General features: G+C 74.0%; 20 protein-coding genes and 2 pseudogenes. 11 read left to right on the top strand and 11 right to left on the bottom strand.

Annotated features, from left to right (window positions below; all coding sequences use genetic code 11):
• Positions 1-70: 70 nt before the first annotated feature.
• From C1C97_RS09970 to rsmA, 3 genes and pseudogenes are all read right to left on the bottom strand, one after another.
• On the bottom strand, positions 71-1,510 hold the full coding sequence (locus C1C97_RS09970; protein ID WP_121031621.1) for an RNB domain-containing ribonuclease: 1,440 nt from the start codon (positions 1,508-1,510) through the stop codon (positions 71-73).
• Between the two features lie 122 nt (positions 1,511-1,632).
• A complete protein-coding gene (locus C1C97_RS09965) occupies positions 1,633-2,643 on the bottom strand; it encodes a 4-(cytidine 5'-diphospho)-2-C-methyl-D-erythritol kinase (protein WP_110920998.1) in 1,011 nt (336 codons plus the stop codon).
• A 188-nt stretch (positions 2,644-2,831) separates the two neighbouring features.
• Positions 2,832-3,713, bottom strand: a pseudogene (gene rsmA / locus C1C97_RS09960) (16S rRNA (adenine(1518)-N(6)/adenine(1519)-N(6))-dimethyltransferase RsmA); the annotation flags it as partial.
• Positions 3,714-4,593: 880 nt separating this feature from the next.
• Here rsmA and C1C97_RS09955 point away from each other — a divergent pair.
• Complete coding sequence (locus tag C1C97_RS09955) at positions 4,594-5,121, top strand: hypothetical protein (RefSeq protein WP_147406072.1); 528 nt, start codon at positions 4,594-4,596, stop codon at positions 5,119-5,121.
• A 77-nt stretch (positions 5,122-5,198) separates the two neighbouring features.
• Here the strand turns inward: C1C97_RS09955 and C1C97_RS09950 are convergent, their stop codons facing one another.
• The gene (locus C1C97_RS09950) at positions 5,199-6,197 is read right to left on the bottom strand and encodes a TatD family hydrolase (protein ID WP_407657276.1); all 999 of its coding nucleotides are present in this window, start codon (positions 6,195-6,197) and stop codon (positions 5,199-5,201) included.
• Between the two features lie 187 nt (positions 6,198-6,384).
• On the opposite strand from C1C97_RS09950, the gene C1C97_RS09945 reads away from it, so the two are divergent.
• Genes C1C97_RS09945 through C1C97_RS09935 form a run of 3 tightly spaced genes read left to right on the top strand, consistent with a single transcriptional unit; the run spans position 6,385 to position 11,167 of the window.
• Positions 6,385-7,335: an AAA family ATPase gene (locus tag C1C97_RS09945; protein WP_121031613.1), complete on the top strand. Its 951-nt coding sequence runs from the start codon at positions 6,385-6,387 to the stop codon at positions 7,333-7,335.
• A complete protein-coding gene (locus C1C97_RS09940; protein WP_121031611.1) occupies positions 7,332-8,756 on the top strand; it encodes a DUF58 domain-containing protein in 1,425 nt (474 codons plus the stop codon). Before C1C97_RS09945 ends, C1C97_RS09940 begins: the two co-directional genes overlap by 4 nt.
• Positions 8,753-11,167: a transglutaminase TgpA family protein gene (locus C1C97_RS09935; RefSeq protein ID WP_233542875.1), complete on the top strand. Its 2,415-nt coding sequence runs from the start codon at positions 8,753-8,755 to the stop codon at positions 11,165-11,167. The genes C1C97_RS09940 and C1C97_RS09935 overlap by 4 nt, the downstream gene beginning before the upstream one ends.
• A 238-nt stretch (positions 11,168-11,405) precedes the next feature.
• Here the strand turns inward: C1C97_RS09935 and rsmI are convergent, their stop codons facing one another.
• On the bottom strand, positions 11,406-12,473 hold the full coding sequence (gene rsmI / locus C1C97_RS09930; protein ID WP_233542874.1) for a 16S rRNA (cytidine(1402)-2'-O)-methyltransferase: 1,068 nt from the start codon (positions 12,471-12,473) through the stop codon (positions 11,406-11,408).
• A gap of 178 nt (positions 12,474-12,651) precedes the next feature.
• Between rsmI and C1C97_RS09920 the strand changes: the two genes are divergently transcribed.
• Positions 12,652-14,274: a dolichyl-phosphate-mannose--protein mannosyltransferase gene (locus C1C97_RS09920; RefSeq protein WP_233542873.1), complete on the top strand. Its 1,623-nt coding sequence runs from the start codon at positions 12,652-12,654 to the stop codon at positions 14,272-14,274.
• Here C1C97_RS09920 and C1C97_RS09915 read toward each other — a convergent pair.
• Genes C1C97_RS09915 through C1C97_RS12725 form a run of 4 tightly spaced genes read right to left on the bottom strand, consistent with a single transcriptional unit; the run spans position 14,258 to position 17,538 of the window.
• Positions 14,258-14,977, bottom strand: coding sequence for a TIGR01906 family membrane protein (locus C1C97_RS09915; RefSeq protein WP_121031693.1), 720 nt, complete (start codon positions 14,975-14,977; stop codon positions 14,258-14,260). The genes C1C97_RS09920 and C1C97_RS09915 overlap by 17 nt on opposite strands.
• A gap of 8 nt (positions 14,978-14,985) precedes the next feature.
• The gene (locus C1C97_RS09910) at positions 14,986-16,296 is read right to left on the bottom strand and encodes a L,D-transpeptidase (protein WP_110920604.1); all 1,311 of its coding nucleotides are present in this window, start codon (positions 16,294-16,296) and stop codon (positions 14,986-14,988) included.
• Positions 16,297-16,348: 52 nt separating this feature from the next.
• Entirely contained in the window at positions 16,349-16,963 is a 615-nt protein-coding gene (locus C1C97_RS09905) for a DUF3499 family protein (RefSeq protein ID WP_121031609.1), read from the bottom strand.
• Positions 16,964-16,968: 5 nt separating this feature from the next.
• Positions 16,969-17,538 carry a WhiB family transcriptional regulator gene (locus tag C1C97_RS12725; RefSeq protein WP_110920602.1) on the bottom strand — a complete coding sequence of 190 codons (570 nt, stop codon included), beginning with the start codon at positions 17,536-17,538 and terminating at the stop codon, positions 16,969-16,971.
• Between the two features lie 231 nt (positions 17,539-17,769).
• Here C1C97_RS12725 and C1C97_RS09895 point away from each other — a divergent pair, with 231 nt between their 5' ends.
• Positions 17,770-18,477 carry a TIGR03089 family protein gene (locus tag C1C97_RS09895; protein WP_110920601.1) on the top strand — a complete coding sequence of 236 codons (708 nt, stop codon included), beginning with the start codon at positions 17,770-17,772 and terminating at the stop codon, positions 18,475-18,477.
• Positions 18,478-18,593: 116 nt separating this feature from the next.
• On the opposite strand, the gene C1C97_RS09890 is transcribed toward C1C97_RS09895, so the two are convergent.
• A complete protein-coding gene (locus tag C1C97_RS09890; RefSeq protein WP_121031691.1) occupies positions 18,594-19,163 on the bottom strand; it encodes a GtrA family protein in 570 nt (189 codons plus the stop codon).
• Positions 19,164-19,346: 183 nt separating this feature from the next.
• Here C1C97_RS09890 and C1C97_RS09885 point away from each other — a divergent pair.
• The 5 genes and pseudogenes from C1C97_RS09885 to C1C97_RS09870 form a co-directional block, all read left to right on the top strand.
• Positions 19,347-20,528 (top strand): annotated as a pseudogene (locus C1C97_RS09885) (5-(carboxyamino)imidazole ribonucleotide synthase); the annotation flags it as partial.
• Positions 20,529-20,630: 102 nt separating this feature from the next.
• Complete coding sequence (gene purE / locus C1C97_RS12720) at positions 20,631-21,134, top strand: 5-(carboxyamino)imidazole ribonucleotide mutase (RefSeq protein WP_325048978.1); 504 nt, start codon at positions 20,631-20,633, stop codon at positions 21,132-21,134.
• A gap of 249 nt (positions 21,135-21,383) precedes the next feature.
• Positions 21,384-23,108, top strand: a complete 1,725-nt coding sequence (locus tag C1C97_RS09880) for an LCP family glycopolymer transferase (RefSeq protein WP_121031605.1) — start codon at positions 21,384-21,386, stop codon at positions 23,106-23,108.
• 51 nt (positions 23,109-23,159) lie between these two features.
• Positions 23,160-24,152 (top strand): lipid II:glycine glycyltransferase FemX, encoded by a 993-nt coding sequence (locus tag C1C97_RS09875; protein ID WP_121031603.1) that lies wholly within the window; start codon positions 23,160-23,162, stop codon positions 24,150-24,152.
• A complete protein-coding gene (locus tag C1C97_RS09870) occupies positions 24,149-24,904 on the top strand; it encodes an SDR family NAD(P)-dependent oxidoreductase (protein ID WP_121031601.1) in 756 nt (251 codons plus the stop codon). Before C1C97_RS09875 ends, C1C97_RS09870 begins: the two co-directional genes overlap by 4 nt.
• 87 nt (positions 24,905-24,991) lie before the next feature.
• Here the strand turns inward: C1C97_RS09870 and C1C97_RS09865 are convergent, their stop codons facing one another.
• Entirely contained in the window at positions 24,992-26,452 is a 1,461-nt protein-coding gene (locus C1C97_RS09865; RefSeq protein ID WP_121031600.1) for a hypothetical protein, read from the bottom strand.
• Between the last annotated feature and the right edge of the window lie 111 nt (positions 26,453-26,563).

Genomic DNA, 26,563 nt, shown 5'->3' with positions numbered 1-26,563 from the left:
GTAACCCTTCCACTGTAGGCCCGCCGGGTGACCGCCGCCCGGGACCACGCATCGCGTCGCGGACGGCGTCCTAGCCGGCCCCGCCCGGAACGAGTTCGAACTCGCTGCGGCCGGCGGCGACGTAGGCGTTCAGCAGCCGGACGCGGATCTCACTTCCCAGCTCCAGGCCGGGGACCTTGAGGGACGCCTCCACGGCGGGATCGCGGATGATGATGGTCCCGCGCGAGCCGTCCTCCCTGACCTCCACCACCGTGGCGGTGAACTCCTGGCCCACGTGCGCCGAGAGCATGAGGGTCTCCACCATGTTCACGATCCCCCGCTCGTAGGCCGAGGCCCTGCGCCCGGAGGACTCCATCTCCGCGGGCAGCCGGGCCAGCGCCTGCAGCGACCACTCGGGTACGGCCTGCCCGGCGCTCACGGCCAGGCACACCTCGCTGCCGTACCGGTCCACGAGGCGACGCAGCGGTGCGGTCACGTGCGCGTAGGGCGTGGCCAGCGCGGAGTGCTCCCGGTTCTCGGGCGGCCGCCCCTGGAACGCCTCGTAGCCCGCTCCGCGGAACAGCAGGGTGCACGCGTGCAGCATGGCCGCGTGGGTTCCGGTCGCCGGATCCAGACCGCGCACGAACTCCGGGTAGGACACACCCTGCGGCCACGGGATCCGCAGCGCCTCCGCGGTCACGCGCAGCTTCCGGATGGCCGCATCGGTCGCGGGCGGCAGGGTCCGGAGCAGACCCACGCCCGCGTCCAGCATGAGGTGAGCGGCGGCGATCCCCGTGAGCAGGGAGATCTGCGCGTTCCACCCCTCCACCGGCAGGGCGCTGCGGTGCACCACCCACCACTGCTCCTGCTCCACCACCACTTCCTGCTCGGGGATCCGCAGGCTCACGCCGCCGCGTTCCCGCTCGATCCGCTCCCGCAGCAGCCCCACCGTGCGCAGCAGCCGCAGCGGGGTCTCGGCCGTGCCCGCGTCCAGCGCATCCTGGACCTCCCGGTAGCTCAGCTGCGCCCGGCTGCGCACGAGCGCGCGGACCACCGAGGTGCCGCGCAGCTCACCGCGCGCGTCCAGCCCGAGCCGCCACAGCACGGCCGGACGCACCCGGTCCGGCAGCAGGCTGGCCGCGTCCTCGGAGAGCTCGGGCGGGTGCAGCGGGGTGCGGTGGTGCGGGGCGTAGAGGGTCTGGCCCCGCCGGTGGGACTCCAGGTCCACGGGGTCTCCCGGGGTGACGAACGCGGCCACGTCCGCAATGGCGTACCACACCGTGAAACCGTCCCCGGCGGCCTCGACGAACACCGCCTGGTCCAGGTCCCGCGACCCCTCGGGGTCGATCGTCACGAGGCCCAGGTCCGTGCGGTCCAGGGACGGGAGGCGGGGCGAGGCGGCGGCGGCCGCTGCGGCGTCGTGCACCGGGGCCGGGAAGTCCGCGGGGATGTCCAGCTCGCGCTGCAGGGACTCCAGCGCGGCGACGAGCGGCTCGGGGACGGGACGGACCTGCTGCGGTCGGATGGCCAAGGTGACTCCTCACCCGGTCGCCGCACCGGAACGCGCGGTCCCGGGCGTGCGCCGGTTCTCGAAACCGTGGTGACGCACGTGTCCGCTCCCGATTGTGCCCCGCACCACCCGTGGTCACGGGTTCATCCGCGTGCTTCCACCCGCGCGCCGGGAACGGGGCCGGCCACCGCGAGGGCGTGACGGCGTTCATGGGCGAACTGCCCGGCCAGGTTTCGGGCCGCGGTCCCGGACGCCGCCAGGAAGCAAAGGGTGGGCCCCGAACCGGACACCCAGCCCGCGAGCGCCCCGAGGTCCACACCGTGGTTGAGCAGGCCCTCGAGCTCGGGCAGCAGGCGGATGGCCGGAGCCTGCAGGTCGTTGCGCACCCGGGCGGCCAGCCGCTCGGGGTCGCCGACCGCGAGGGCCTCGAGCGCCTCCGCGGGCACCGGGTCCGGAGCCGACCCGGTGCCGGACGCCGCGTTGGCCACAGTGTGCTCGGCATCCCACTGCCGGTACACCGCCGGGGTGGAGAGCCCCTGGTCCTGCGGGACGAACACGAAGTGCAGTCCGGAGGGGCCCGGCACGGCCGTGAGCTCGGTGCCCGTGCCGCGGCCGATCGCCGCTCCCCCCAGGAGCATGAAGGGCACGTCCGCACCCAGTGCCGCGCCGAGCCGCGCGAGCCGCTCCGCGGGCAGGGGCGCGGCGCCCAGGTGTCCGGCCAGCAGGTCGTTGACGGCCACGAGGGCGGCGGCCGCATCCGCGGAGCCACCACCCATCCCACCGGCCACGGGCACGGCCTTGCGCAGGTGCACGCGGAGTCCGGGAACGGGCGCACCGAACGCCTCGCACACCGCGAGCGCAGCCCGCACCGCGAGATTCCCGGCGTCCAGCGGCACGTCCGCGAGCCGCGCGCTGCCCTCGGCCACCATGCGGGCGTACTCGCTGCCCGGCGCCGGCTCCACCGTGACCGTGATGCCCGCGTCCCGCCGTGCCAGGGCCGGGTCCAGCGTCACGGTGACGGTCTCCCGCAGGTCCACGGCCACGAACAGCGTCTCCAGCGGGTGGTACCCGTCCGGGGAGGGGCTGCCCACGTGCAGCACCAGGTTGGTCTTGGCCGGTGCGCTCGCGGTGACCCGCCGGCATGCCGCGGTCACGCCCGGTCCTCCGGATCGTCACCGGCGCGCGCCGTCCGCCCGGGCGCGGCGCCCGTGGCTTCCTGCTGCCCGGGCGCCGCGGGGACCCGGGCCGGGGCGCTCGGGGCGCGGGCAGCGTCGTCGTCCGGCGCGAGGGCGCGGTCCGGGACCCGCTCCGGGGTGTGCTCCGCGGGGGTGAAGGGCGGGTCCACGTCGTCGGCGGCCAGCGCACTGGCGGTTTCCGCGATCCGCGCGAAGTCCGCGACCCGCAGCTTCTCCCCGCGCTCGGTCGGGTCGATCCCGGCGGCCCGCAGGATCTCCTCGGCGCGCGCGCCGGAGCCCGCCCAGCCGCTCAGCGCGGCACGCAGGGTCTTGCGCCGCTGGGCGAACGCGGCGTCGACCACGGCGAACGTGGGGATCCGCATGCTCTGCGCCACCGGGGGGTCCCGCCGCTCGAAGCGCACGAGACCCGAGGCGATCTTGGGCGCGGGCCAGAACACGTTCTTGCCGATCACCCCGGCCTTGCTCACCCGCGCGTGCCACGACGCCTTCACGGACGGCACCCCGTACACGCGCGAGCCCGGCCCCGCGACCAGCCGGTCCGCGACCTCGTCCTGGACCATCACCAGCCCGTGCCGGATGCTCGGGAAGGTCTCCAGGACGTGCAGCAGCACGGGCACGGCCACGTTGTACGGCAGGTTGGCCACCAGTGCGGTCGGATCGGTTTCGTGGGGCAGCTCCCGCACGCGGGCGGCATCGTCCCGCACCACGTGCAGGCGCGGGGCGGCGCTCGGGAAGAACCGGGCCACGGTCGCGGGCAGCTGCTCCGCGAGGGGCGGGTCGATCTCCACCGCCGTGACCGCCGACGACGCCGCCAGCAGCCCCAGGGTCAGCGACCCCAGCCCGGGCCCCACCTCCAGGACGTGCTCGTCCTGCCCGAGCTGCGCCGCCGCCACGATGCGGCGGATGGTATTGGGGTCGATCACGAAGTTCTGACCCAGGGTCTTGGTGGGGCGGATCCCCGCCTGCTCGGCGAGCTCCCTGATCTCCGCGGGCCCCAGCAGCGGGCCGGCTGTGCTGTGCTCGGTCACCGGACAATCCTACGGGGCGAGCCCGGCGGGGCACTTCCACCTACGTGGTGTGGCCTGAGGAGAGGTTCTGCCCTGGATTTCTGCAAAAAACGGGTCAGAACCTCTCCTCAGACGTTGCGCCCTCGAGGCGGCCGCCTCGCTCCACATCACGTTCCGTCCACTTCCTGCCCGAGGGCGGCATGGCTAGCGTGCCCTCGTGCGCACTGATCCGACACCCAACCAGCCCCTGCCCCGGCTCCTCACAACCGCCTCCGCCGGCGGCCGAACGGACCGGCTCCGGGCAGCACCCCGTGCCCACCGGATCGCCCAAGGGGTGTGGTGCCTCTCCGACTCCCCGCCCACGCCTCTACAGCGCGCGGTGCTGATGCGGCAGCACCTCTCGTCCGCCCGGTCACCGCTCAGGTTGACCGGTCTCACGGCGCTGCAGCTGCTCGGGCTCCCGATTCCCGCCGGCCACGGCTGGGTCCGCACCGTGCTGCGGGGCCGACGACCGCCACATGGTCACAACCTCCAGCGTCATCTGAGTGCCACGGCGCATCTGGCGTGGGACGTCACCAGATTCCATTCCCACCTGCCGGAGGTGCGCCTCAGCAGGTCGTCAGGGACCCCCACGGTGCTCGGTGCGTGGGGCGCGCCCCTCGTGGATCCGGTCGAAGCACTCGTGACAGCCGCGCCCATGATGGAGAGCTGGGCCATCACCGCCACGCTGGACGCCCTCCTCAGCGCCGGGCCCGTGACCCGGGTTTTCCCCACCGCCCAGGGATGCCCGACACCGGGTCGTCCGACCCCGGGACGCCCGACCCCGCGGGGTGGCCTGATGCCGCCGGGTGGCAGGGTGCCACCTGATCCACCGTGCTCGCAGGGCCCTGGCGTGGCTCCCGTGACGCGAGGAGCCGAGCGCCCGTGGGCCCCGGAGGCGTTCTCCGAACCACCGTGGTTCCAGCCCGTGACCTGCACCCCGGACGTCGTCCGCCGCACGCTGGACCTGATGCCTCCGCACTCCGGTGGCGTGCGAGCCGTCCGGGTGGCGCTGGGGCGCACCGCGGCGAACACGTGGTCCCCCATGGAGACGCTGCTGCGGCTGATCGTGGTCACCGCGGGCCTGCCGGTGCCGGAGATGAACCTGGAGGTCCGCACCCAGTACGGAACGCGCTACCTCGACACCGCGTGGCGCGAGCCGAAGCTCGCCCTCGAGTTCAACGGCCGGGTGCACGCCACGGACTTCGCGGCGTACAGGGACGAGATGCACCGCCTCGAAGTGCTCCGGGACCTCGGCTGGGCCGTGCGGGTCCTGGTGTACAACGACCTCCGCGACCCCCGGCGGCGCGCCGCCTGGCTGGAGTGGCTGGAACGCGGGCTCAGGCGAGCTCACGGGCACACCGGCCACCCGCGCAGGGGCGACGTCTGAGGAGAGGTTTTACCCCGCTTTTGCGTGAAAATCCCGACAGAACCTCTCCCCACGCGTCTCGGGCCGCGGCCCGCCCCTCAGAACTCCCCGTACACCGCCACCGAGTTCTCCCAGATCTGCCGGCACAGCGTCTCGAGGTCCGCATCCAGCAGCTGCGCCATGCCCCGCACCGTCCAGTTGACCATGTACGGGGCATTGGGCCGGCCCCGGAACGGGTGGGGCGTGAGGAACGGGGCGTCCGTCTCGCACAGCACCAGCGCGGGATCGGCCACCCGCAGCGCGGCCTGCAGCGGCTTGGCGTTCTTGAACGTCACGGTCCCCGCGAAGGACATGTACCAGCCGTTCTCGTTGCACACCGCCGCGAGTTCCGGGTCCCCGGAGAAGCAGTGGAACACCGTGCGCTCCGGGGCTCCGGCGTCCCGCAGGATGCGCAGCACGTCCTCGTGGGCGTCCCGGTCGTGGATCTGCAGGGCCAGCCCGTGGCGCTCGGCGATCTCGAGGTGCGCCCGGAAGGACTCCTCCTGCGCCGCGCGTCCCTCCTCCGGGGTCTGCGCCCGGTCCATGCCGGTCTCCCCCACCACGCGCACGCGGTCCCGGGCGGCCAGCGCGTCGATCTCCCGCAGCGCCTCCTCCAGCTTTCCCGCCCGGGCGAGCTCCGGCGCCTCGTTGGGGTGCAGCGCCACTCCCGCCAGCACACCGGGCACGGCCTGGGCGGCGGCCACCGCGAAGCGCGAGGACTCGACGTCGCACCCCGCCTGCACGAGCCCCGTCACGGAGGCGTCCCGCGCGGTGGCCAGGGCGTCCGCCACGGACACCCGCACCAGCCCGTCCTGCATGTCCAGGTGCGTGTGGTTGTCCACCACGGGGTGCGGCAGAGGTTCGGGCAGCGCCGGGAACACGAGGTTGCGCTTCTGCCCGTGCACGTCCGTGTCCCCGCGGCGCTCGGTGCCCTCGCCGCTGGCGGCACCGGCCGCGAGCGCGTACGGCTCGGGGCGGTAGGCCGCGGGGGTCTCACCCACCGCGGGCTCGGGCCGCTCGCCGGGGTTCCACAGGGACTCGCTCAGGGGTGTCTCGATCACGCCCCCACGATAGGCGACGCCGCCGCCCGGCCGCCGCCCACGCCCACCCCGCCCCCGGAGCTGCTCACCACCCCGGGCTCGCCCGGCCCGCACCCGCACCCGCAATGCACGCGCACCCCGGCGATTCCTGAGAACATGGACCCCGGTGCACCCCCGCCCCCCCAGGCCCGTGAGACGAGGAATTATGGAGCAGTTCGCCAGCCACACGACGGCCGTCCTGGACCGCATGAACGCGGTCATCGACGGCAAACCCGCCGAGACCCGCACGGCACTGACCGTGCTGCTGGCCGGCGGGCACCTGCTGGTGGAGGACGTTCCCGGTGTGGGCAAGACCATGCTGGCGCGGACCCTCGCGGGGGCGGTCGGCGGCACGGTGAACCGCATCCAGTTCACCCCGGACCTGCTGCCCACGGACATCACCGGCGTGTCCGTGTACGACCAGGCCCGCAGGGAGTTCGAGTTCAAGCCCGGTCCGGTGTTCGCGAACATCGTGATCGGGGACGAGATCAACCGCGCGTCCGCCAAGACCCAGTCCGCGCTGCTCGAGGCCATGGCGGAGGGCCAGGTCACCGCGGACGGCACCACGTACCGGCTGCCGTCCCCGTTCATGGTGGTGGCCACGCAGAACCCCGTGGAGATGGACGGCACCTTCCCGCTGCCCGAGGCCCAGCGGGACCGCTTCACCGCCCGGATCTCCATGGGCTACCCGGACGCGGACGCGGAGGTGGCCATGCTCTCGGACCACGGTGGGGGCTCCCCCCTCGCGGGGGCGGCCCCGGTGCTGGACATCGACCAGGCCCGCCGGCTCGTGGAGCACGTGGCCTCCCTGCACGTGTCCACCGCCGTGCGGCACTACATCGTGGCGCTGTGCCAGGCCACGCGCACGCACCCCCACCTGCGCCTGGGCGCGAGCCCCCGTGCCGCGCTGCAGCTGCAGGCCACCGCCCGGGCCCAGGCGGCGCTGTCCGGGCGCAACCACGTGCTGCCGGACGACGTCAAGGACGTGGCCGTCCCCGTGCTCGCCCACCGCCTCATCCTGGAGCGCCGTTCCGGGGCGGACAGCGCCCAGGACCTCGTGCGCGGGATCCTCGACGTCGTCCGCGTCCCCACCGAAGCCGCTCCCCGGACCCGATGAGGGCCGCCGCTCCCACGGCGCGGGTGGACTCGCGCGCCAAGTTCACCACGCGCGGCTGGTGCTTCCTCGCGGCCGCGGTGCTGAGCCTGGCCGCCGCCACCTGGCTGGGCCGCAAGGACGTCCTTGCGCTGTCCCTGTTCCTGGGCATGGTCCCCCTGCTGTCCTCGCTGGCCATGTGGCTCGTGAAGCCCCGCGTGCTGCTCAAGCGCTCGGTGGACCCGCCCCTGGTCACGCTCGGCGACGCCGCCCAGGTGGCGCTGCGGGTCCGACGCCGCCCCTCGCCCGGGGCACGCACCTCAGCCCTCGCCTCCGGATCCGGCTCCACGACCGTGCCGCGCGCCGCCGTGGACGTCCACGAGACGGTGGACCCGCTGCTGGGACGGGACCAGGACGTCTCGGTCCCCGTGTCCGGGGCGCCCGTGACGTACACGGTGCGGCCGCGGCGTCGTGGGATCCACGAGCTGGGGCCCGCCACGGTGCGCGTGAGCGATCCCTTCGGCGTGGTGACCGAGCTGCTGGACGTGGCCGAGCGCACCTCCCTGCACGTGGCCCCGGACCCGGAGGAGCTCACGGAGCACGGCGCCGCCACGGCCCGGGAGACCGGCCGTGACCCGTCCCGCCGGGCGCAGCCGCAGCCCGGACCGGACAACGTGACCACGCGGGAGTACCGCCACGGCGACCCCATGCGGCGGGTGCACTGGGCGGCGTCCGCCAAGCACGACCGGCTCATGGTGCGCCAGGAGGACCCCCGCAGCACGCGCCGGGCCGTGGTGGTCCTGGACACCGTGGAGCAGCACTGGCCCGGCGAGCGCGTGTGGGCCGGAACCCTTGCGTCCACCGAGGAGTTCGAGTGGGCCGTGACCGCCACCGCCTCCGTGCTCGAGCACCTCACCCGCCGCGAGACCGTGGTCCACGCCCTGGACGACCAGGGCCGGGCCCTGCCGCGCGGTGACGCGCGGGCCGCCCAGCTGCGGGACACCGCGGTGAACGACGCCGTGGCCACCGAGGTGGTCCACGGCCTGTCCCGGGCGGCCCTCGTGGAGCGGCCCGAACCGGAGGCCGCGCACGACCCCCTGGCCCGCAGGCTGGAGCAGGAGGGCCTCGTGCACCCGGTGCTGCTGCTCACCGGCAGGCTCTCCGCGGCCGCGGCGCGGCGCTACGTGCAGGCCACCACGGTGAGCGCCTCCTGCGCCGTGGTCATGGTGCTCAGCCCTCCCCTGGTCCGCCCGGACAGCGCGGACGTGTTCGAGTCCGCGGGCTGGTCCGTGGTGCTCGTGAGCCGCTGGACGGACGTGGACGCCGCGTGGCTGGCCGTCACCGGTGGCGGCTCGCTGCTGGCCCCGCCGCCCCCGAAGCCCGGAGCGCCCCAGCTGAGCATGGACGACGTCATGGGCCGCACCCGACGGAGGACCACCGCATGAGCTCCCCCCGCACCTCCTCGCTGCGCTCGCCGTGGGAAGCGGCTCCCGAGTCGTCCGACGCACCCGGCGGGTCCCCCGCCCGCACCCCTCCCGGTTCACCCGTGCCCGACGCGCCCCCGGAGCGGGCCCCTCGCGTGCGCGTGGTGGAGCTGGACCTGCTGCTGCTCGTGGGCGTCGCGCTCGGCTGCGTGGGCATGTCCGCGGCACTGAGCGGGCCGTGGTGGGTGCCGCCCGTGGCGGCCACCGTGGCCACGGTCCTGCTGGTCACCGGGGCGGCCCGGTGGCTGCGGCTGCCGTCCGCGCTCGTCACGGTGCTGGGTCTCGCGGCCCTGCTGCTCGCCCTGACCGTGCTGCACCTGAGCGGCCACGCACTGCTGGGGTTCATCCCCACGAGCGGGACGTTCACCGCGGCATCGCGGTTGTGGGGCGGGTCCGGGGACTTCGTGTCCCGGGATGCCGCTCCCTACGGTGCCCATCCCGGCCTCTCGTTCGTGCTGTGCGCCCTGGTGGGGCTGGTCACCGTGTTCATGGAGACCGTCCTGGTGGGGCTGCGCATGGCGGGGCTCACGTGCGTGGGCGTCCTCGCCCTGCTCGTGGTGCCCGCGCTCACCCTCCCCGGCAGCATCAACCCGCTGGGTCTCGCGGCGGCCGCCCTGGCCGCCCTGGCGCTGCTCGCGGGCTCCCGGGCCTGGGGTGCCACGCGCGACCAGCGCATCGCCCCCGCACCGGGCGGGGTGCCGCGCGCGCTGCTGGTGGTTGCGGGGGTGCTGGCGGTGGTGCTGTTCGTGCCCACGGTGATGCCCGGGTTCTTCAACGGCGCCTTCCCGCAGGGCAGCTCCTTCACCGCGGAACGCGCCTCCGGTGTGGGTCCGCTGCGTGCGGTGGGTCAGGACCTGCGCACCAGGGAGCCCGCCCGGCGCTTCAGCTACACCACCTCGGACGACCGCGCCCAGTACATGCGCCTGCTCACGCTCTCGGACTTCTCGCAGGACGAGTGGTTCCCGGACACCGAGCACCTGGACGAGGACCTCTCCGGGCTGGGCGACGGCGCGCGCAACACCGTGCCCCGCGGTCCCGAGATCACCGCCAAGGTCACGCTCGACGACTTCACCGAGCACTGGCTGCCCGCCCCGTACGCCCCCGTGGGCGTGGCCGGTCTGGGCGCGGACGGCTGGGGGTGGAGCCCCCGGGACCTCTCCGTGCACAGCGCGTCCTCCGGGATGTCCGGCGGCAGCTACACCGTGACCTCGGCCCCGCCGCAGGCCACCCCGGAGGCGCTGCGCAGGGCACCGGCCGCGGCCCCCGACGCCGCCATGGCCGACTACCTGCGCCTGCCCGCCGACCGACCGCAGTCCCTCGCGGACGCGGCCCGGCAGTTCACGGACGGCGCCCGCACGGACTACGACCGCGCCCTCGCGATCCAGAACCGGCTGCGCACGGACTTCCGCTACGACGTCGACGCGCCCCTCGCCCAGGGCTACGACGCGGGCGGGATGGCCGCCCTGGGGACGTTCATGAAGACCCGTGCGGGCTACTCGGGGCACTTCGCCCCCGCCATGGCCCTGATGGCCCGCGAGCTGGGGATTCCCGCGCGCGTGGCCGTGGGCTACCTGCCCACCACGCAGCGCCAGGACGCCAACGGCGCGCCGGCCTTCCCGGTGGGCACCGGGGACTCCCACGCCTGGCCCGAGCTCTACTTCACGGGCGTGGGGTGGGTGCGCTTCGAGCCGACTCCCGGGGTTCCCAGCACCCCGGACTACGCCCCGGACACCCCTCGGGACGCCGACGACGGTGCATCCCCCTCCTCGGGTCCCGGCGAGTCCGCGACCGCGTCCCCGAGCGAGCCCCCCAGCGGCAGGCCCTCCGCTCCGCCGAGCGGGACACCGCAGAACCAGCAGCCCACGGACCGGCCCGAGCCGCCGGAGCAGCGCCCCGCCGCGCTCCCGATCCCGTGGTGGGCGCTGGCGGCAGCCGTGCTCGTCCCGGTGCTGCTCGTGCTCCTGGCGCTGCCGCGCTGGCTGCGCGGGCGGCGTCGTCGGAGGCGGCTGGCCGCGCTGCGCGATGCCTCCCTGACCCCGCAGCGCCGGGCGGGTGCCGCGTGGGACGAGTTCTGCGCACTGGCCGAGGACTACGGCGTCACCTCACGGCCCTCGGACACGCCGCGGGCGCGGGCGCGGCACCTGGCCGCGGGCATCCCGGCCGCCCACCCCGCGGTGCGGCGGCTGGTCGCGGACCTGGAGTCGGCGAGCTACGGCGCCCCGGACGCACAGTGGGCGCCGAGCGCCACTGCCGAGGACCTCGCGCGCGTGCGGGACGAGTACCGCCACCGGGCCTCCCGCGGGCAGCGCCTCCGGGCCGCGTGGTGGCCGGCCTCGCTGTGGCGCACGGACCGGGGCACGGGCCGCCGCTGAGCCACGACGACGATGCCCGCTCCCCTCCCGGGGGCGGCGGGCGGTGCCGGCTCCCCTCGCGCGGGCGGCGGGCGGCGGGCGGTGCCGGCTCCGCATGCGGGACCCCGACAGGTGCGGGGCCGTCCCGGGTGCGAGGCCCGGTCCGGAGCACGGGGTCCCGTCCGGCGCGCGCAGACTTCCGTCCCGGGTGAGCAGGGTCCGTTCCCGGTGCGGGGGCGAGCACCCCGGGCGCGAGGACTCAGTCGTGGGCGCGGGAGGCGATCACGGCGTCGTAGAGCCGGCGGGTGCTGACCCCGCGCTCGGTGGCGATCTGACGTGCGGCGGCCTTGAGCTTGATCTCGTGGGAGGCCACGAGCGCCTCGACCTCCCCCACGAGGTCCTCCGGCTCGGGCGCGGGGGCGGGGGCGGCGCCGTGGACCACCACCACGATCTCCCCGCGCACCTGGTTCCCGGTGGCCCACGCGGCGAGGCCGGCGAGCTCGTCGCGCAGCACCTCCTCGTGCAGCTTGGTCAGCTCGCGGCACACGACGGCGCGCCGGTCCCCGCCCAGGGCGTCCCGCAGGGCGGTGAGCATCTCACCCAGGCGGTGCGGGGACTCGTAGAAGACCATGGTGCGCGGCTCGGCCGTGAGAGTGGCCAGCTGCGCGGCGCGCTCGCCCGACTTGCGCGGCAGGAACCCCTCGAACGTGAAGCGGTCCGTGGGCAGCCCGGAGACCGCGAGCGCCGCGAGGACGGCGGACGGACCCGGGAGCACGGTCACGGGCAGTTCCGCCTCCGCGGCGGCCCGCACGAGTGGGAAGCCCGGGTCCGAGACGGTGGGCATGCCCGCGTCCGAGAGCACCGCCACCGTGCGGCCCTGCCGGACCTCGTCCAGCAGCTCCCCCGCGCGGTGGTTCTCGTTGTGCTCGTGGTGCGTGAGGATCTTCCCGCTCACGCTCACCCCGAGCCCGGTGGCCAGCCGGTGCAGCGTCCGGGTGTCCTCCACGGCCAGGACGTCCGCGGTGGCCAGGATGTCCCTGAGCCGCTGGGACGCGTCAGAGAGGTTGCCAATGGGCGTGCCCACGACCACCACGGCACCGCCGCCCGGACCGCCGTGACGCTGCGGCTCGGCCTCCTCGCGGTGCTGCGGCTCGTGGTGCTCCCGCCCGGGGGGAACCTGCTCGGGGAGGTCCCGGCCGTGCCGGTCCCGCCCGCGCGCGCTGCGCCCCCCCGCGTCCCGCTCGTCGGAGGGCCGCTCGTCGGAGGGCCGCTCGTGGCAGGACTGCTCCCGGGCGGGCTGTGCCGGTGTCGATGACTGCGAACTCACGTGTCCACTGTACGAACCCCGCGCCGTGGGTGGCGGGAGGCCGCGGTACGACGGCCGGCGCGCCGTCGCACCGCCCGGCGGGTCCCGGGGACATGGCCCCGTGCGGTGCCGACCGGCACCTCCCCGGGGGCACCCCGGTTCCCGGGCCCCTCCCCGGGCCGCACCCTACGATGGGTCCGTGTCCTCGAGCGTCTCCTCCCCCGCAGTCCCCCCGGCGAGCCCGGGTTCCCGGTCCCTGAGCGAGCTCCTGCTGCCCGCCGTCACGCGCCTGCCCCGGCACTGGTGGATCCCCCTGCTGCTCGTGACCGTGCTGGGCGGGGTGCTGCGCTTCGTGGGCCTGTCCTCCCCGCACGCCGTGGTCTTCGACGAGACCTACTACCTCAAGGACTCCTACTCGCTGCTGCTGCACGGCACGGAGCAGCAGTGGCCCGCCGGTGCGGACGACGGCTTCGTCTCCGGGAACATCCCGGACGTGGAGAGCCACCCGTCCTTCGTGGTGCACCCGCCCCTGGGCAAGTGGCTCATCGCGGTGGGGCTGTGGCTGTTCGGGCCCGAGGACCCGGTGGGCTGGCGGTTCTCCCCCGCCGTGATCGGCACGCTGTCCATCGCGCTGGTCTGGTGGGCCGGCTGGCTGCTCTTCCGCTCCGTGACGCTCGCGAGCATCGCGGGCCTGCTCACGGCCCTGGACGGTCTGCACCTCGTGGAGTCGCGCCTGGCGCTGCTGGACATCTTCCTGATGTTCTTCCTGCTGCTCGCCCTCGTGCTCGTCCTGCTGGACCGCGACGACGGACGACGCCGCCTGGTCGCCCGGTTCGACGGCTCCCCCCTGGGCCCGTGGCTGGGGGTGCGGTGGTGGCGGATCGCGGCCGGCGTCGCGTGCGGTGCCGCGGCCGCGGTGAAGTGGAACGCCCTGTTCGGCATCGCCGCCCTGGGGATCCTCGCGGTGCTGTGGGACATGAACGCCCGACGGGTGGCCGGTGTGCCCCGCTGGCTCGCGGGCGCCGTGCTCAAGGACGGCCCGTGGGGCTTCCTCACCATCATCGGCACGGCCGCCGTGAGCTACGTGCTCACGTGGTCCGGGTGGCTGCTCACGGACACGGGCTACGACCGCAACTGGGCCGCCCTGAACCCGGGTGACGGCCCGCAGTGGCTGCCCCCGGCCCTGCGCTCGCTGTGGGAGTACCACGTGGCGGCGTACTCGTTCCACACCGGCCTGGACGCGCACCACACCTACATGGCGGGTCCGCTCACGTGGCCGGTCGTGGCCCGTCCCACGTCCTACCACTACGAGTCCCCCGGCAACGGGGTGGACGGCTGCACCGTGGACGCCTGCAGCCAGGCCATCCTCAACCTGGGCAACCCCGCGATCTGGTGGGTCGGGATCCCGGCCGTGCTGCTCGGGGTGTGGCTGTGGGCCGGGCGGCGGGACTGGCGCTTCGGCGCGCTCGTGGGGGTCTACGCGGCCGGGTACCTCCCGTGGTTCCTCTACCCCGAGCGCACCATGTTCTTCTTCTACGCGCTGTCCTACTTCCCCGCCACGGCCCTGCTCGTCGCGGGAGCCGTGGGGGTGCTGACCGGGCGGCTCGCGGTGCCGCGACAGGGTGGCACGGCCGGCACGGCGGCGGCGTGGGACCGCGAGCGGGTGGTCTCCCGCGCGTGGGCCGGGCGCTGGCGGATCGTCACCGTGGTGTTCCTGCTCGCGGTGGTGGCGCTGGCCGTGTTCTTCTGGCCCGTGTGGACGGGTCAGACCATCCCGTACGAGCACTGGCGCTGGCGGATGTGGTTCACGTCCTGGGTCTGAGGGCGCGGGCCCGGCGCGTGCGGCGCGCGGCGAGCAGCATCACGGCGAACGCGCCCACGAGGGTCACGAGGGCCACCGTGACGGCGGCGTCGATCCAGAACTGCGTGGGGTAGAGCCGGATCAGGGTGTCCGTGACGCTGAACGTCCACGTGCCGGAGCTGAAGAACAGGGCGTGGAAGCCCGCGAAGAAGCGCTCCCACCCCAGCAGCCCCGCCACCGCCGCGACCACGAGCAGCACCACGGTGAGCCAGGAGCCCGCGAACCACGCGGCGGCCGCCGCACCCGGTGCGGTGCGGTGCAGGTACCAGGCGGCCAGTGCGCTGAGCACCAGCAGACACCCGGCGAGGCCCAGACCCCACAGCATGACGTGCTGCACGTCGGTCATGTGGGAGACCTCCCCCGGGGTGAACGCCAGTCCGCCCTCCGGGCTCACCAGCCCCGCGAGGTACTCGGGCGGGGCCAGGTTCATGATGTAGTCCAGCCCGTAGGAGCCGAACGTCATGCGCTCGCCCAGGCCCATCCCCCAGTGGTCGGCGGGAAATCCCGGGCGGTGGTACTCGAGCCACAGGAACGCGGGGGTGGCCACCAGACGCACCGCCAGGGCCAGCAGCAGCACGGGCAGTGCGAGGGCCAGCAGCACCTGCAGCACGCGCTGCACCGCCGTGCGCCGGGGTCGGGAGGGGGCCGTCGAGGATGAGCTCACGGGCAGTGTCACCAGTTTCCGTGCCAGTCCTCGTCCGAGTAGTGCTCGAACGGGATGTTCCAGTCCCCGTACCCGTCGTCCGGGTTCGCCTGGGGGTAGTCGGTGTTGACCACCTCCACCATGTCACCCGGACGGAAGGTCTTGAAAATGTACGCCGCGCCCTCGGGCGGCATGCCCACGCAGCCGTGGGACACGTTGGCCACGCCGAGCAGCGGCCACGCGGAGGGCAGCGCCTGGTGGATGAACTCCCCGCTCCACGTCAGCCGGGACACGTTGGTCGCGTCGAACGGCGGGTAGTAGTGCGGGTCCCCGGGCTCCAGGTGCAGCGAGGACGCCTTGAACTCGTAGGAGGCCGCCTGCTCCAGGATCACCTTCTTGCCCGTGGTGGAGGGCCACTCGGGGTTGCCCAGCGTCACGGGCCAGCTCCCCGTCTTCTTGCCGTTCACGTAGGCCACGAGCGTCTTGGTGTCGTTGTCCACGTAGGCCCGCTGCTCCGCGCCGGTCTTGAAGCTCACGGTTTTGTTGCCGTTGCCGATCATCCCGTTGCCCAGGTCCGTGCCCAGGATGTTCGCGCTGACCTTCACGGTGGAGTTCGGGGCCCAGGGCTTCTCCGGGCGGAAGCGCAGCTTCCTGTCCGAGTACCACCGGAACCGGCCCTTCTCGTGGGCGCCGTCCACGGTGACGGCCTTCTCCACGGCGTCCTTCTCGGTCACGGGCTCGGAGAAGGTCAGCTCCACCACCTGCCACACGCCGTAGGTCTGGCCGTCCTTGACGTCGAAGCTCACGTCCGCCTCGTGGGCGGCGTCCACGGTGCTGAACGCGGTGCGGTCCGCGGTGGTGTGGCTCCCGTTGCGGGCGGTGTACGCCACGGTGTAGGTCTCGCCGAACTCCAGCGGGGCGGACGAGCGCCACTCGGTGCGGTCCTCGTTCAGCGCCCCCTCGGCCCGCGTCCCGGAACCGGTGGCCGTGACGCTGACGTCCGCGAGCTCGCCGGCATCCGTACTCACGACCACGGGGTCGGCCGGGTTCACCATCCCGGCGTCCGCGGCGGGTGCCACCTTCACGGTGGGCGTGGCATCGGGGTTCGGGCGGTCCTGCTGCGCCCCGGCGGTGCCGGAACCCGAGGCGCCCGACGACGCGGCGTCGTCGTTCCCGCCGCCCGCACCGCACGCGGTGAGGCCCAGGACGGCCACCAGGCCCACGGAGGCCAGCACGGTGCGCCCGCGGCGTGACCCCGTCACCACGGGGCGGCACGAGTTCCGGGCGGCGGACGGCACACGGGAGGGGATCGCCCGGGGGCGGAGCGGCGAAGACGTCATGGGAACCTCACAGTGGGGGGATGCGACCACCCGCCCGCGCCTGTCCCGTGGCCTACGGGCGCCGCCAGTGCGGGGTGCGCAGGGCTGCGGGCAGTGGGACGGAGGTGTGGGTCGGAACCGGATGCTGATTTGCGTTCGCAATTGAGCGCGTCGGTTCAGAATACCCGTCGGCGCCGCCCGCCGGAACCGTGTGGGCCACGGAGTCCTCCGCCACGAATCCCCGGCGAGCGGGGTCCTCGGACGCCTCGCGGGACGTGTCCTCGGCACCCGGGGCGCCGTCCGCGGGCGGGCGGTAGGAGACGTCGCGCAGGAACCGGCGCCCCTCGTGGTCCCCGGCCCCGGGACGTGACGCGGCGAGGGAGGCCCCGTGACCCGGGGTGCGGGACGGCGCCGACCCGTCGTCCTGGGGCACGGCGCGGACCGCGTCGGGGAGGTCGTCGCGGTCCCACCCGTCGGCGGACTCCAGCCGCACCACGCGCCAGCCGCGGGGAGCCGTGAGCGTGTCCGCGTGAACGGGGCAGAGGTCGTAGGCGTGGGGCTCACGCCGCGCGGACAGCGCCCCGATCACCGCGGTGGAGTCGGAGTAGACGTAGGTGAGCGTGCAGACCGCGTCCCTGTTGCACGTCTGCTTGGAGCAGGCGCGGCGGGGAGCTCCGGGATCCCGCACCGGGGTCAGTGCCCCCGGCGGCGCAGCCTGCGCCGCTCGCGTTCGGAGAGCCCGCCCCAGATCCCGAACTTCTCGTCGTTGGTCATGGCGTAGTCCAGGCACTGCCCGCTCACGGGGCACGCCTCGCACACGCGCTTGGCGTCGCGGGTGGAGCCGCCCTTCTCGGGGAAGAACGCCTCGGGGTCCGTCTGGGCGCACAGGGCGTCCGTCTGCCACGCGAGCTCGCCCTCGACGTCCCCCTCGCTCACCGAGTACGCCCCGGCCACGGCCTGCCACACGGAGGCGTCCACGCTCTGGACGTCGTGGACCTCCATGTCCGTGAGGTCCTGGGGGGTGTGGGCGGGGGGTTGCGGTTCGCGCGGCTTCTTCCGGTCGGAGCGCAGCAGGACGTCTCCCGCGACCTCGGGGTGGGCTGCCAGGAAGGCGGAGGCCAGATCGTCCAGGGTGGTCACCCCGGCGCCGCCGCGGGCCTGGTCCACGGGATCCACGAACCAGTCCACGGGAACGGCTCCCCCGCTCGCATCGGGCTCGGAGTCCTCGCGACCGTCGATCCGGCGGCGTGCGGCCTCTCCCATGTCAGTCCTTCCGTCCCACGCGTTCGCTGTCTCGGTGCCCTCAACCAGCCCGGTTGCCCCGGCCGGGAAGGCGCACCCCGCGAGGGGCTCACACGCCGTCTGCCGGGTGGACCCCTTAATTACATGCGTGTAAGTCCTAGCGAGTCAAGCCGAGTATCCTGGGCTTCCCGGGTTCCCCGGCGCGCCGTCCGGGAACCCGCGGGCCCGTCACTTACCCTAAGGAGTTTCCGCGTGGGACGCACACCGAGAGACCTCGCCCAGGCCCTGGCGGCCGTGGCACAGCGCCCCACGCCCGCCCTGATCTGGCGCGACGGCGCGGAACGGGTGGAGCTCTCCGGCCGGGTCCTCGTGAACTGGGTCGAGAAGTCCGCCGGCCTGCTCGTGGACGAGCTGGACGTCGCGGCCGGGGACACGGTCACCGTCTCCCCGGTTCCGCACTGGCGCCTGGTGGTGCTCGCCCTGGCCGGGCTGCGCGTCGGGGCGCGGGTGGACTTCACGCACCACCCCGAGCCGGACTCCGTGGTCCACGCCCAGCTGGAGACCCGCCCGGACCGCGACGCCGCCGCGCAGCTGCTGCTGACGGTTGCCGATCCCGCGCTGGCCTTCGCGTGCTCCGAGCCCGTCCCGGACGGCGCCGTGGACTTCTGCGACGAGGTCCGGGGCATGCCGGACGTCTACTCCGGGTTCGAGGCCCCGGAGCCCTCCGAGGTGGCGCTGAGCTCCGGTCTGCCGCACGGGGATCTGGTGCCCGCGGCCGTGGCCGCCGTGCCCGCGGATCCCACCGGAACCCTGCACCTGCCACTGGCCGACGGCTGGGGCGAACCGGAGCTGCTGCGGCTGCTGGGGGTGATCGTGTCCGGCGGCGCGGTGCTCTTCACCGCGCGGCCCGAGGACGCCACCGCGGACGTGCTCGCCCAGGAGCGCGCCGCCGCGTTCTGACGTCCCCGGTGGTTCCGCAGACCTCCCCGGTGCTCAGGCAACGGGGACCGGGGCCGCGTTCGACCACCTTCCCGGCACGCTCCTGCGAGCGCGCCCGGAGCGGGGGCGGCACGATCTCAGGAGGCGCGGCGGACGTCGTCGTCGGGCTCGGCGGCCGTGCCGTGCCCGGTGTGCGGGTGCACCACCGGGATCTGGCCGGTGATGAACGCGAACTCCTGGTCGGGGCTGTCGGCGAAGTCCGGGTCCTCGTCCAGCTTGGTGCTGAACACCCAGAACCGGTAGGCGAAGTACCGGAACACGGTGCCCAGGACGGTGCCGATGATCGTGCCGGAGATGAAGGAGGCCGTGGGCGAGGTGAGGTGGAGGACGTAGATGCTGACGCCGAGGCATCCCATTTCGATGGCCAGGCCGATGGCATTGGCGATGGCGAACTGAATGGCCTCCTTCCGCTTGTCCTCCTGCCTCTTGTCCCGGAAGGTCCACAACCTGTTGGCCACCCACGAGAACGCGATGGCCACGATCGTCGCCACGAACTTGGCTTTGATGTGGCTCGTGGCGAAGAACTCCGTGTGCATGAGAAGCCACACCAGGCCGGCGTTCAAGACCCACGCCGCCGCGCCCACCAGCCCGAACTTCATCAGTTCCTTGACGAACAGGTGCCAGAGAGCACTGACTCGCTCAACCATGGTGTTCAAGGATTCGTTCTCACTCTGCTCATCGGGGAAGGCGGACCGGCCGGAGGTCCGTCAGGACATGCCCCGCGGCCACGGAAACCACCGGGGTGTCCGGGCGCGGCAGGGACCGCCGAACAATTCACTGCATGGTACTCCGACATGACTGGGCGTCCGCTGTGACGCTAACCTGGGGCGGTGAATTCTCCCGTTACCGGTCCTGTCATCGGCGTCGTGGGCGGTGGGCAGCTCGCCCGCATGATGGCCCCCGCAGCCACCGCGCTCGGCGTGGAACTCCGAGTCCTCGCGGAGGGTCCCGAGGTGAGCGCGGTCCCGGCCGTCCGCACCGCCCCCACGGGCGACTACACGGAGCTGGCGGCCCTCCGGCGGTTCGCCGCGGAGGTGGACGTCCTCACCTTCGACCACGAGCACGTCCCCACGGAGCACCTGCGCGCGCTCGAGGTGCAAGGTGTTGCGGTGCGTCCCGGCCCGGACGCGCTGCAGCACGCGCAGGACAAGCTGGTGATGCGCCGCGCCGTCGAGAAGCTCGGCCTGCCCAATCCGCAGTGGGCGGAGGTCCGCTCCCCCGAGGAGCTCGTGGCCTTCGGCGAGCGCGTGGGCTGGCCGGTGGTGCTCAAGACCCCGCGCGGCGGCTACGACGGCAAGGGTGTCCTGACGGTGGACGACCCGCACGCCGCGCAGAGCGGCACCGCCGCCCAGTGGTTCGAGCGCAGCCGCTCGGCGGACACCGGTCAGGGACTGCTCGCGGAGGAGGCCGTGCCCTTCAGCCGCGAGCTCTCCGCGATGGTGGCCCGCCGCCCCTCCGGTGAGACCGTGGCGTGGCCCGTGGTGGAGTCCATCCAGGTGGACGGCGTGTGCGACGAGGTGATCGCCCCCGCTCCGGGACTGGACCCCGAGATCGGGCGCGCGGCGCGCGAGGCCGCGATCCGGCTGGCCCAGGACCTCGGCGTGACCGGTGTGATGGCCGTGGAGCTGTTCGAGACCCCCGGCACGGAGGCCGGCTTCGCGGTCAACGAGCTGGCCATGCGCCCCCACAACTCGGGGCACTGGAGCATGGACGGCGCCGTCACAGGGCAGTTCGAGCAGCACCTGCGCGCGGTCCTGGACTGGCCCCTGGGCGGCACCGACCCCGTGGCGGGCGCCGCCGTGATGAAGAACGTGCTGGGCGAAGAGAACCAGGACCTCTTCGCGGCCTACCCCGAGGCCATGGCGGCCGAACCGCGCGCCAAGATCCACACCTACGGCAAGTCCGTGCGTCCCGGGCGCAAGATCGGGCACGTGAACGCGGTGGGCAGCACCCACGAGGTGCAGCGGCTGCGTCGGATCGCCACGCACGCGGCGGCCATCGTGCGCGACGGCGGGGACCACCCCGGATCCGCGGACCTCACCGCCCGCGCCGTGGACGCACCGTGGGGCGCCGTGCCCGCCGCCCAGTCCGAGGCGCCGCTCGTGGGCCTCGTGATGGGCTCGGACTCCGACTGGGCCACCATGCGCGCCGCCGCCGAGGCGCTGGAGGAGCTCGGCATCCCGTACGAGGCGGACGTGGTGTCCGCGCACCGGATGCCCGCGGAGATGCTCGAGTACGGCCGCACCGCCCACGAGCGCGGACTGCGCGTGGTGATCGCCGGTGCCGGCGGGGCCGCGCACCTTCCCGGCATGCTCGCCTCCGTGACCCCGCTGCCCGTGATCGGCGTCCCGGTGGCCCTGAAGACCCTGGACGGCATGGACTCCCTGCTGTCCATCGTGCAGATGCCGGCGGGCGTCCCCGTGGCCACGGTGTCGATCAACGGCGCGCGCAACGCCGGTCTGCTCGCCGCGCGCGTGCTGGGCTCCGCCCCGGACGTCGCCGGGCGGGAGCTGCGCGAGCGGCTGCGGGAGTTCGCGGCCGAGCTCGCCGAGGCCGCCCACCGCAAGGGCTCCGCGCTGCGGGACACCGTCTCCCGCGGAGCCGACTCCCAGGACTGAGCCGCCACTCCTTACCCCGGTCACTCCCGCGCGCCCCGGCCCACCCGGGTGGTCTCCGCCCCCGGTGGGGCCGCGCGCGGCACCCGGTGGCCGTCCCTCCCACGCCTGGCGGGCTGTCGGCCCGGACCCAGGTGGAGGGGACACAATGAGCGCGTCGGGGTCGGCCGGTGACGGCCGCGCCCCGACCCGGCGGGGCCGCCACCCACGGCCCCCCGCAACACCGACTTCCCCATTCGCACGGAGTTGCACGTGAACGGATCCACCGACCGCCCCGAGGCGGACACCCCCCACCCCACGGCTACCCGGGCCTACGAACGGGTCGCCCCGGACTCCTCGGGGCAGCCCGAGGAGCGGTTCGCGGGCGCGAGTGCCGCGCGCCATCCGGACGAGGGACCGCGCCGCGCCCGCTCCCGCGTGGGTGAGCCGCTCAGGAACCCCCGCTTCGCCGCCCCCGCCACCCGCACCAGGCGTGCGTGGTGGCTGCTGGGCGCCACGCTGCTGGTCCCCGGCTCCGCCCAGCTGGTCGCGGGCCGGCGCGGCATCGGACGGATCGCCGTGCGCATCACCGCCGTGGTGTGGGGGCTGATCGTGCTGGCCCTGCTGCTGTGGTTCGTGTGGCGCACGGCGCTGGTGTGGCTGCTGACCAACGGCATCACCTCCGCGCTGCTCATGTACGGACTCGTGGCCCTGGCCGTCGGCTGGGTGCTGCTGTGGTTCGACACCCTGCGCATCGTCAGACCGGGCATGCTCACGGACGGGGTGCGCCGCGGGGTGGTCGTCGCCACCGTGCTCGCGATGCTCGTGACGGGCGGCGGGCTCGGGTACGCGGCCCACCTCGTCTCCGTGGCCCGGCACGCGGTGTCCGGGATCTTCGGCGGAGGAATGCCGTTCGCCCCGTCCGAGGGGCGCTACAACATCCTGCTCATGGGCGGTGACGCCGGCGAGGACCGCGAGGGCCGCCGCCCGGACTCCATGACCGTGCTGAGCATCGACGCCTCGTCCGGGCAGACCGTCACGGTGTCCATCCCGCGCAACCTGCAGAACGTCCCGTTCCCGGACGACTCCCCCCTGCACTCCGTGTACCCGGAGGGCTTCGACTGCGGGGACGAGTGCATCATGAACGCCATCTACACGGACACCATGCAGAACCACAAGGACCTGTACGAGGGTGTCGCGGACCCCGGGGCGCAGGCCACCAAGGAGGCCGCCGAGGGTGTCACCGGTCTCAAGATCCAGGCGTACGCGCTCATCGACATGGACGGCTTCGCCTCCCTGGTGGACGCCCTGGGCGGGATCGACCTGAACGTGGGCGGCCGCGTCCCCATGGGCGGCGGCACCAATCTGGACACCGGCGAGAAGAACCCGATCCTGGGGTGGATCGAACCGGGCACCCAGCACATGGACGGCTACCACGCCCTGTGGTACGCCCGTTCCCGCGAGGGCGCCACGGACTACGACCGCCAGGCCCGCCAGCGCTGCGTGCAGGCCGCGATGCTCGCCCAGCTCAACCCGGTCACCGTGGCCACCAAGTTCGACGACCTCGCCAGCTCCGGGCAGCGGATCCTGGAGACGGACATCCCCCAGGCCTCGATCGGCTCCCTGGTCACCGTGGCCACCAAGGCCCAGCACCACGAGCTCACCGCGTACGCCGCCGGCCCGCCCTACTACGACCAGTCCTTCCCCACCTACCCGGACTACGAGACGTTCCGGTCCGATCTCGCGGGCGTGCTGGAGAAGGCGAACGGCGACGACGCCCGGGCCGCGTCCGCGGATGGCGGCGCCGCGGCGTCGTCGACCTCCCGCACCGTGGCCCACGGCGCGCGCGAGGCCACCGGGGGCGGCACCGCGCACACGGGCGGCGCGGCTGTGATCGGCGGCGGGCCCGGGATCGGGACCGCAGCGGTGGTTCCCGCGGCGCTGCAGGTCCCCACCGAGGAGAAGCTGTCCCCGAACGGGACGTGCTCGGTGCCCTAGGGATGCGCCCGGACGGGGCGGCCCCGCCGCGTGCACCGGTACAGTGGAGCCGTGGTACATATCCTGCAGTCCCCCGCGTGGGCACAGTTTCAACAAAGCATCGGACACCGGGTGATCCAGGCGGCGGGCCCCGGGTGGCGGTACCTCGCCACCGTGGAGGGTGGCAGCGCGGGGCGGTACCTCTACTGCCCCTACGGCCCGGAGGCGGACTCGCCGCAGGCCTTCGACCGCGCGCTGGAGGACCTCGTGGCCCGGGCGAAGACCCACCGCTGCTGGTTCGTCCGTGTGGAGCCCGTCAACGGGCACACCGTGGACGGGCTCGAGACCCCGGAGGCGTCCCTGCGGCGACGCGGCCTGAAGCGCTCCCCGCGCCAGGTGCAGCCCGGGCACACCCAGGTGATCGACCTGCGCCGGGACACCAAGGACCTGCTCAAGGACATGAAGTCCACCAACCGCAACCTGTACCGCAACATCCACAAGAAGGGTGTCAGCATCGAGCGCTCCGAGGACCCGCAGGACATCCGGTACCTGCTGGCGTTCCTGGAGGACACCGCGAAGCGCCGCAACTTCCACCGGCAGCAGGACGACTACCTGCGTGCGGTCGCGGAGTCCCTCATGCCGGTGGGGGCCGCGAGCCTCTACCTCGCGAAGCTCGAGGGCGAGCCCATTGCGGCGTCCCTGGTGTACGACTCCCCGGACACCCGCACCTACGCCCACGCGGCCATGGACCGGGCGCACCGCAAGCTCTCCGCGGGCATCCCCCTGGTGGTCACCATGATCATGGACGCCAAGGAGAAGGGCCTCACGTGGTTCGACCTCTTCGGCACCGCTCCCGAGGGGGCGGGCCCCGAGCACGAGTGGCACGGCTTCACCGCGTTCAAGAAGTCGTTCGGCGGTGAGCCCGTGTCCTACCCGGGCACGTGGGACCTGCCCGTCTCCCGGGTCGGCTACACCGTCTACAGCGGCGCACGGGCCGCCCGGGAAGCACTGTCCACCGCGCAGACGAAGCTGCGCGAGATGCACACCACGAAGGAGACCTCATGACCCGCACCGCCGTCATCACGGGCGCGACCGGCGGCATCGGCCGCGCGTTCACCCAGGCCCTGCACGACCGGGGGTACGAGCTGGTCCTCACGGGACGCAGCACGGAGAAGCTCACGGAGCTGTCCGGGAGCGTCACCGGGGGCACCGCCCGGACCGTGGCCGCGGACCTCGGGACCCAGGAGGGCATCGACGCCCTCGTGGCGGTCCTGGAGAGCGGGTCCGTGGACCTGCTGGTCAACAACGCGGGCTTCGGCACCCACGGGGAGTTCGCCACCCTGGACCTGGACCGGGAGCTCGAGGAGCTCACCGTCAACGTGCGGGCGCTGATGACCCTGACCCACGCCGCACTGCGCTCCATGACGGCGGCCCGCCGGGGCGCGATCATCAACATCGCCTCCGTGGCGAGCCTGCAGCCGCTGCCGTCCATGGCCACCTACAGCGCGTCCAAGGCCTTCGTGGACCGGTTCACGCTGGCCGTGGGCGCGGAGGCCCGCAAGCACGGCGTACACGTGCTCAGCGTCAATCCCGGCCCGGTGGACACCGACTTCTTCAAGGTGGCCAACGCCTCCGCCATCGACATGGGCCGCTCCGCGAAGCCCGCCGATCTCGTGGCGGCCTCCCTCGCGGCACTGGATGCCAAGCGTGCGCGGATCGTGTTCCCGCGCGCCTACTACGCGCTGGAGCGGATCGTGGGGCTGCTGCCGCAGTCGCTGACCGCCCGCGCCGCGAACCTCGTGTCGGGGCGCGGCTAGCGCGAACCGGCGGTCACCGCGCACCCGGGGATCACCCCGTGCTCGGCGGCCGGTCCGGCTGCCCGCCCTGCCGGTTCCGGGCGCCCGTCACCAGCGGGCTGCGTCCCGCACGGCCGCGCGGCCCTCGGTCATGACGCGGCCCAGCAGGGTGGCGGAGGAGCTGCCGCTCCCTCCCCGATCGGCCCCGTCCGGTGCGGACGACGCCGCCGCATCCGCCGTGGCGTTCCCGTCCCGGCCGTCGTGGGCCGGCGCGTTGTCCCGCGCCCTCCCGTCCGTACCGGGCAGGGTGATCCTGGGGACCGGGAGCAGCCTGCGCGTCCGCTTCCCGGGCCGGTGCCCCGTGTCCGCCGGGGTGTCCGCGGTGCTCTGCGCCTCCCCGGCGGACGGTGTGGCCCGTTCCTCGGGACGCACCAGGTCCGGGTCCGCGTCCACCGCCGGGGCGACGGGCGTGACCGGTGCCGCAGCGGCGTCGTCCCGCTCCACAGCGGTGGGCTGCGGGTCCGGGGCGCGGTCCGCCGTGCCGCTGGCCGTGGTGGGATCGGGCAGCAGCTGCTCCGGGGCGGATCGGCGCCCCCGGCGGCCGAAGATCCTGCGCCGGGTCTTCTCCGCCCGCCCCGCGAGCTGGAACTCGCCCGCGAGCGGGTACTCCCACGTGCCCAGCACCTCCATGTCCTCCGTGGCAAGTTCGCGCAGCACCATGGGCTGACCCGGCTGGTCCGGGTCCCCGGCGAGCACCCTGTGCACCTGGCGCTGCTGCAGCTGCACGAGACCGGTGAGCAGCAGGGCGTCGTCCACACCGAGCTGCCGGGCGCGGTCCGTGAAGCCCAGGCGGTAGATCATGGCGGACTCCCCCGTGTGCACGAACCACAGGTACCCGAGCGCCGTCTCCGGGCCGTCCTCGGGGCGTTCGGTGGCCACCAGGAACACCGAGTTCTCACCCACGGCGCGCAGCAGCTCGCGGATGTGCTGGGTGCGCAGACCCACGTGGGAGAGGTCCCGGTCCGCGGCGTTCACCCGGCGCACGCGCACCCCGGAGTCCCGCAGTCCGGCGCGGCAGCGCTGCAGCGTCTCGCTCGAGAGCCGCTTGGACAGCTCGCCCTCGGTCTCCCCGAGGCGCACCACGAGGTGACGCGGGCCGGCCTCCCCGCGGCGGGGCCTGTCCCGGCGTCGGTAGCCGGCCTCGCCGAGCTGGGCGGCGAGCTCGGTGGTGGCGTGGGTGTCGGGGCTCGCGCGCAGCACGGCGGCGTGGTGGGCGTCCCGCGCGTGCTCCTGCAGGGCCGCCAGCACGGTGACGAGGTCCCGGGGGTTCTTCACGTGCAGGGACTTGGCGTCCACCACGGTGTGGTAACCCTCGGTGAGGACCAGCAGCTGCCCGTAGCCCACGGTCTGCTCCCCGCGGTCCACGGCGACCCGTTCCACCCTGACGTGCTCCCGGGTCAGGGCCTCGGCCTCGCCGATCCCCCAGAGCAGGTCCGGGTGCCCGCCCGTGACACGGACCCGGGCGTCCCAGGTCTTCCGGTTGCCGCACGGGGACACGCTCAACGCCACGGTGGTTCCTCTCCTCAAGCCCTGCAGACCGCGCCCCAGCTTAGCCGCGAAACACGAACGCGCGTGCTCACCCGCACCGGGTGAGCACGCGCGTCCGTGCGTGTCAGGAGT

The sequence above is a fragment of the Kocuria tytonis genome, from assembly GCF_003226895.2.
In the GTDB taxonomy this organism is placed as follows: domain Bacteria; phylum Actinomycetota; class Actinomycetes; order Actinomycetales; family Micrococcaceae; genus Kocuria; species Kocuria tytonis.
The sequence above is the reverse complement of the archived record's forward strand: the minus strand, read 5'-3'. Positions and strand labels throughout refer to the sequence as shown.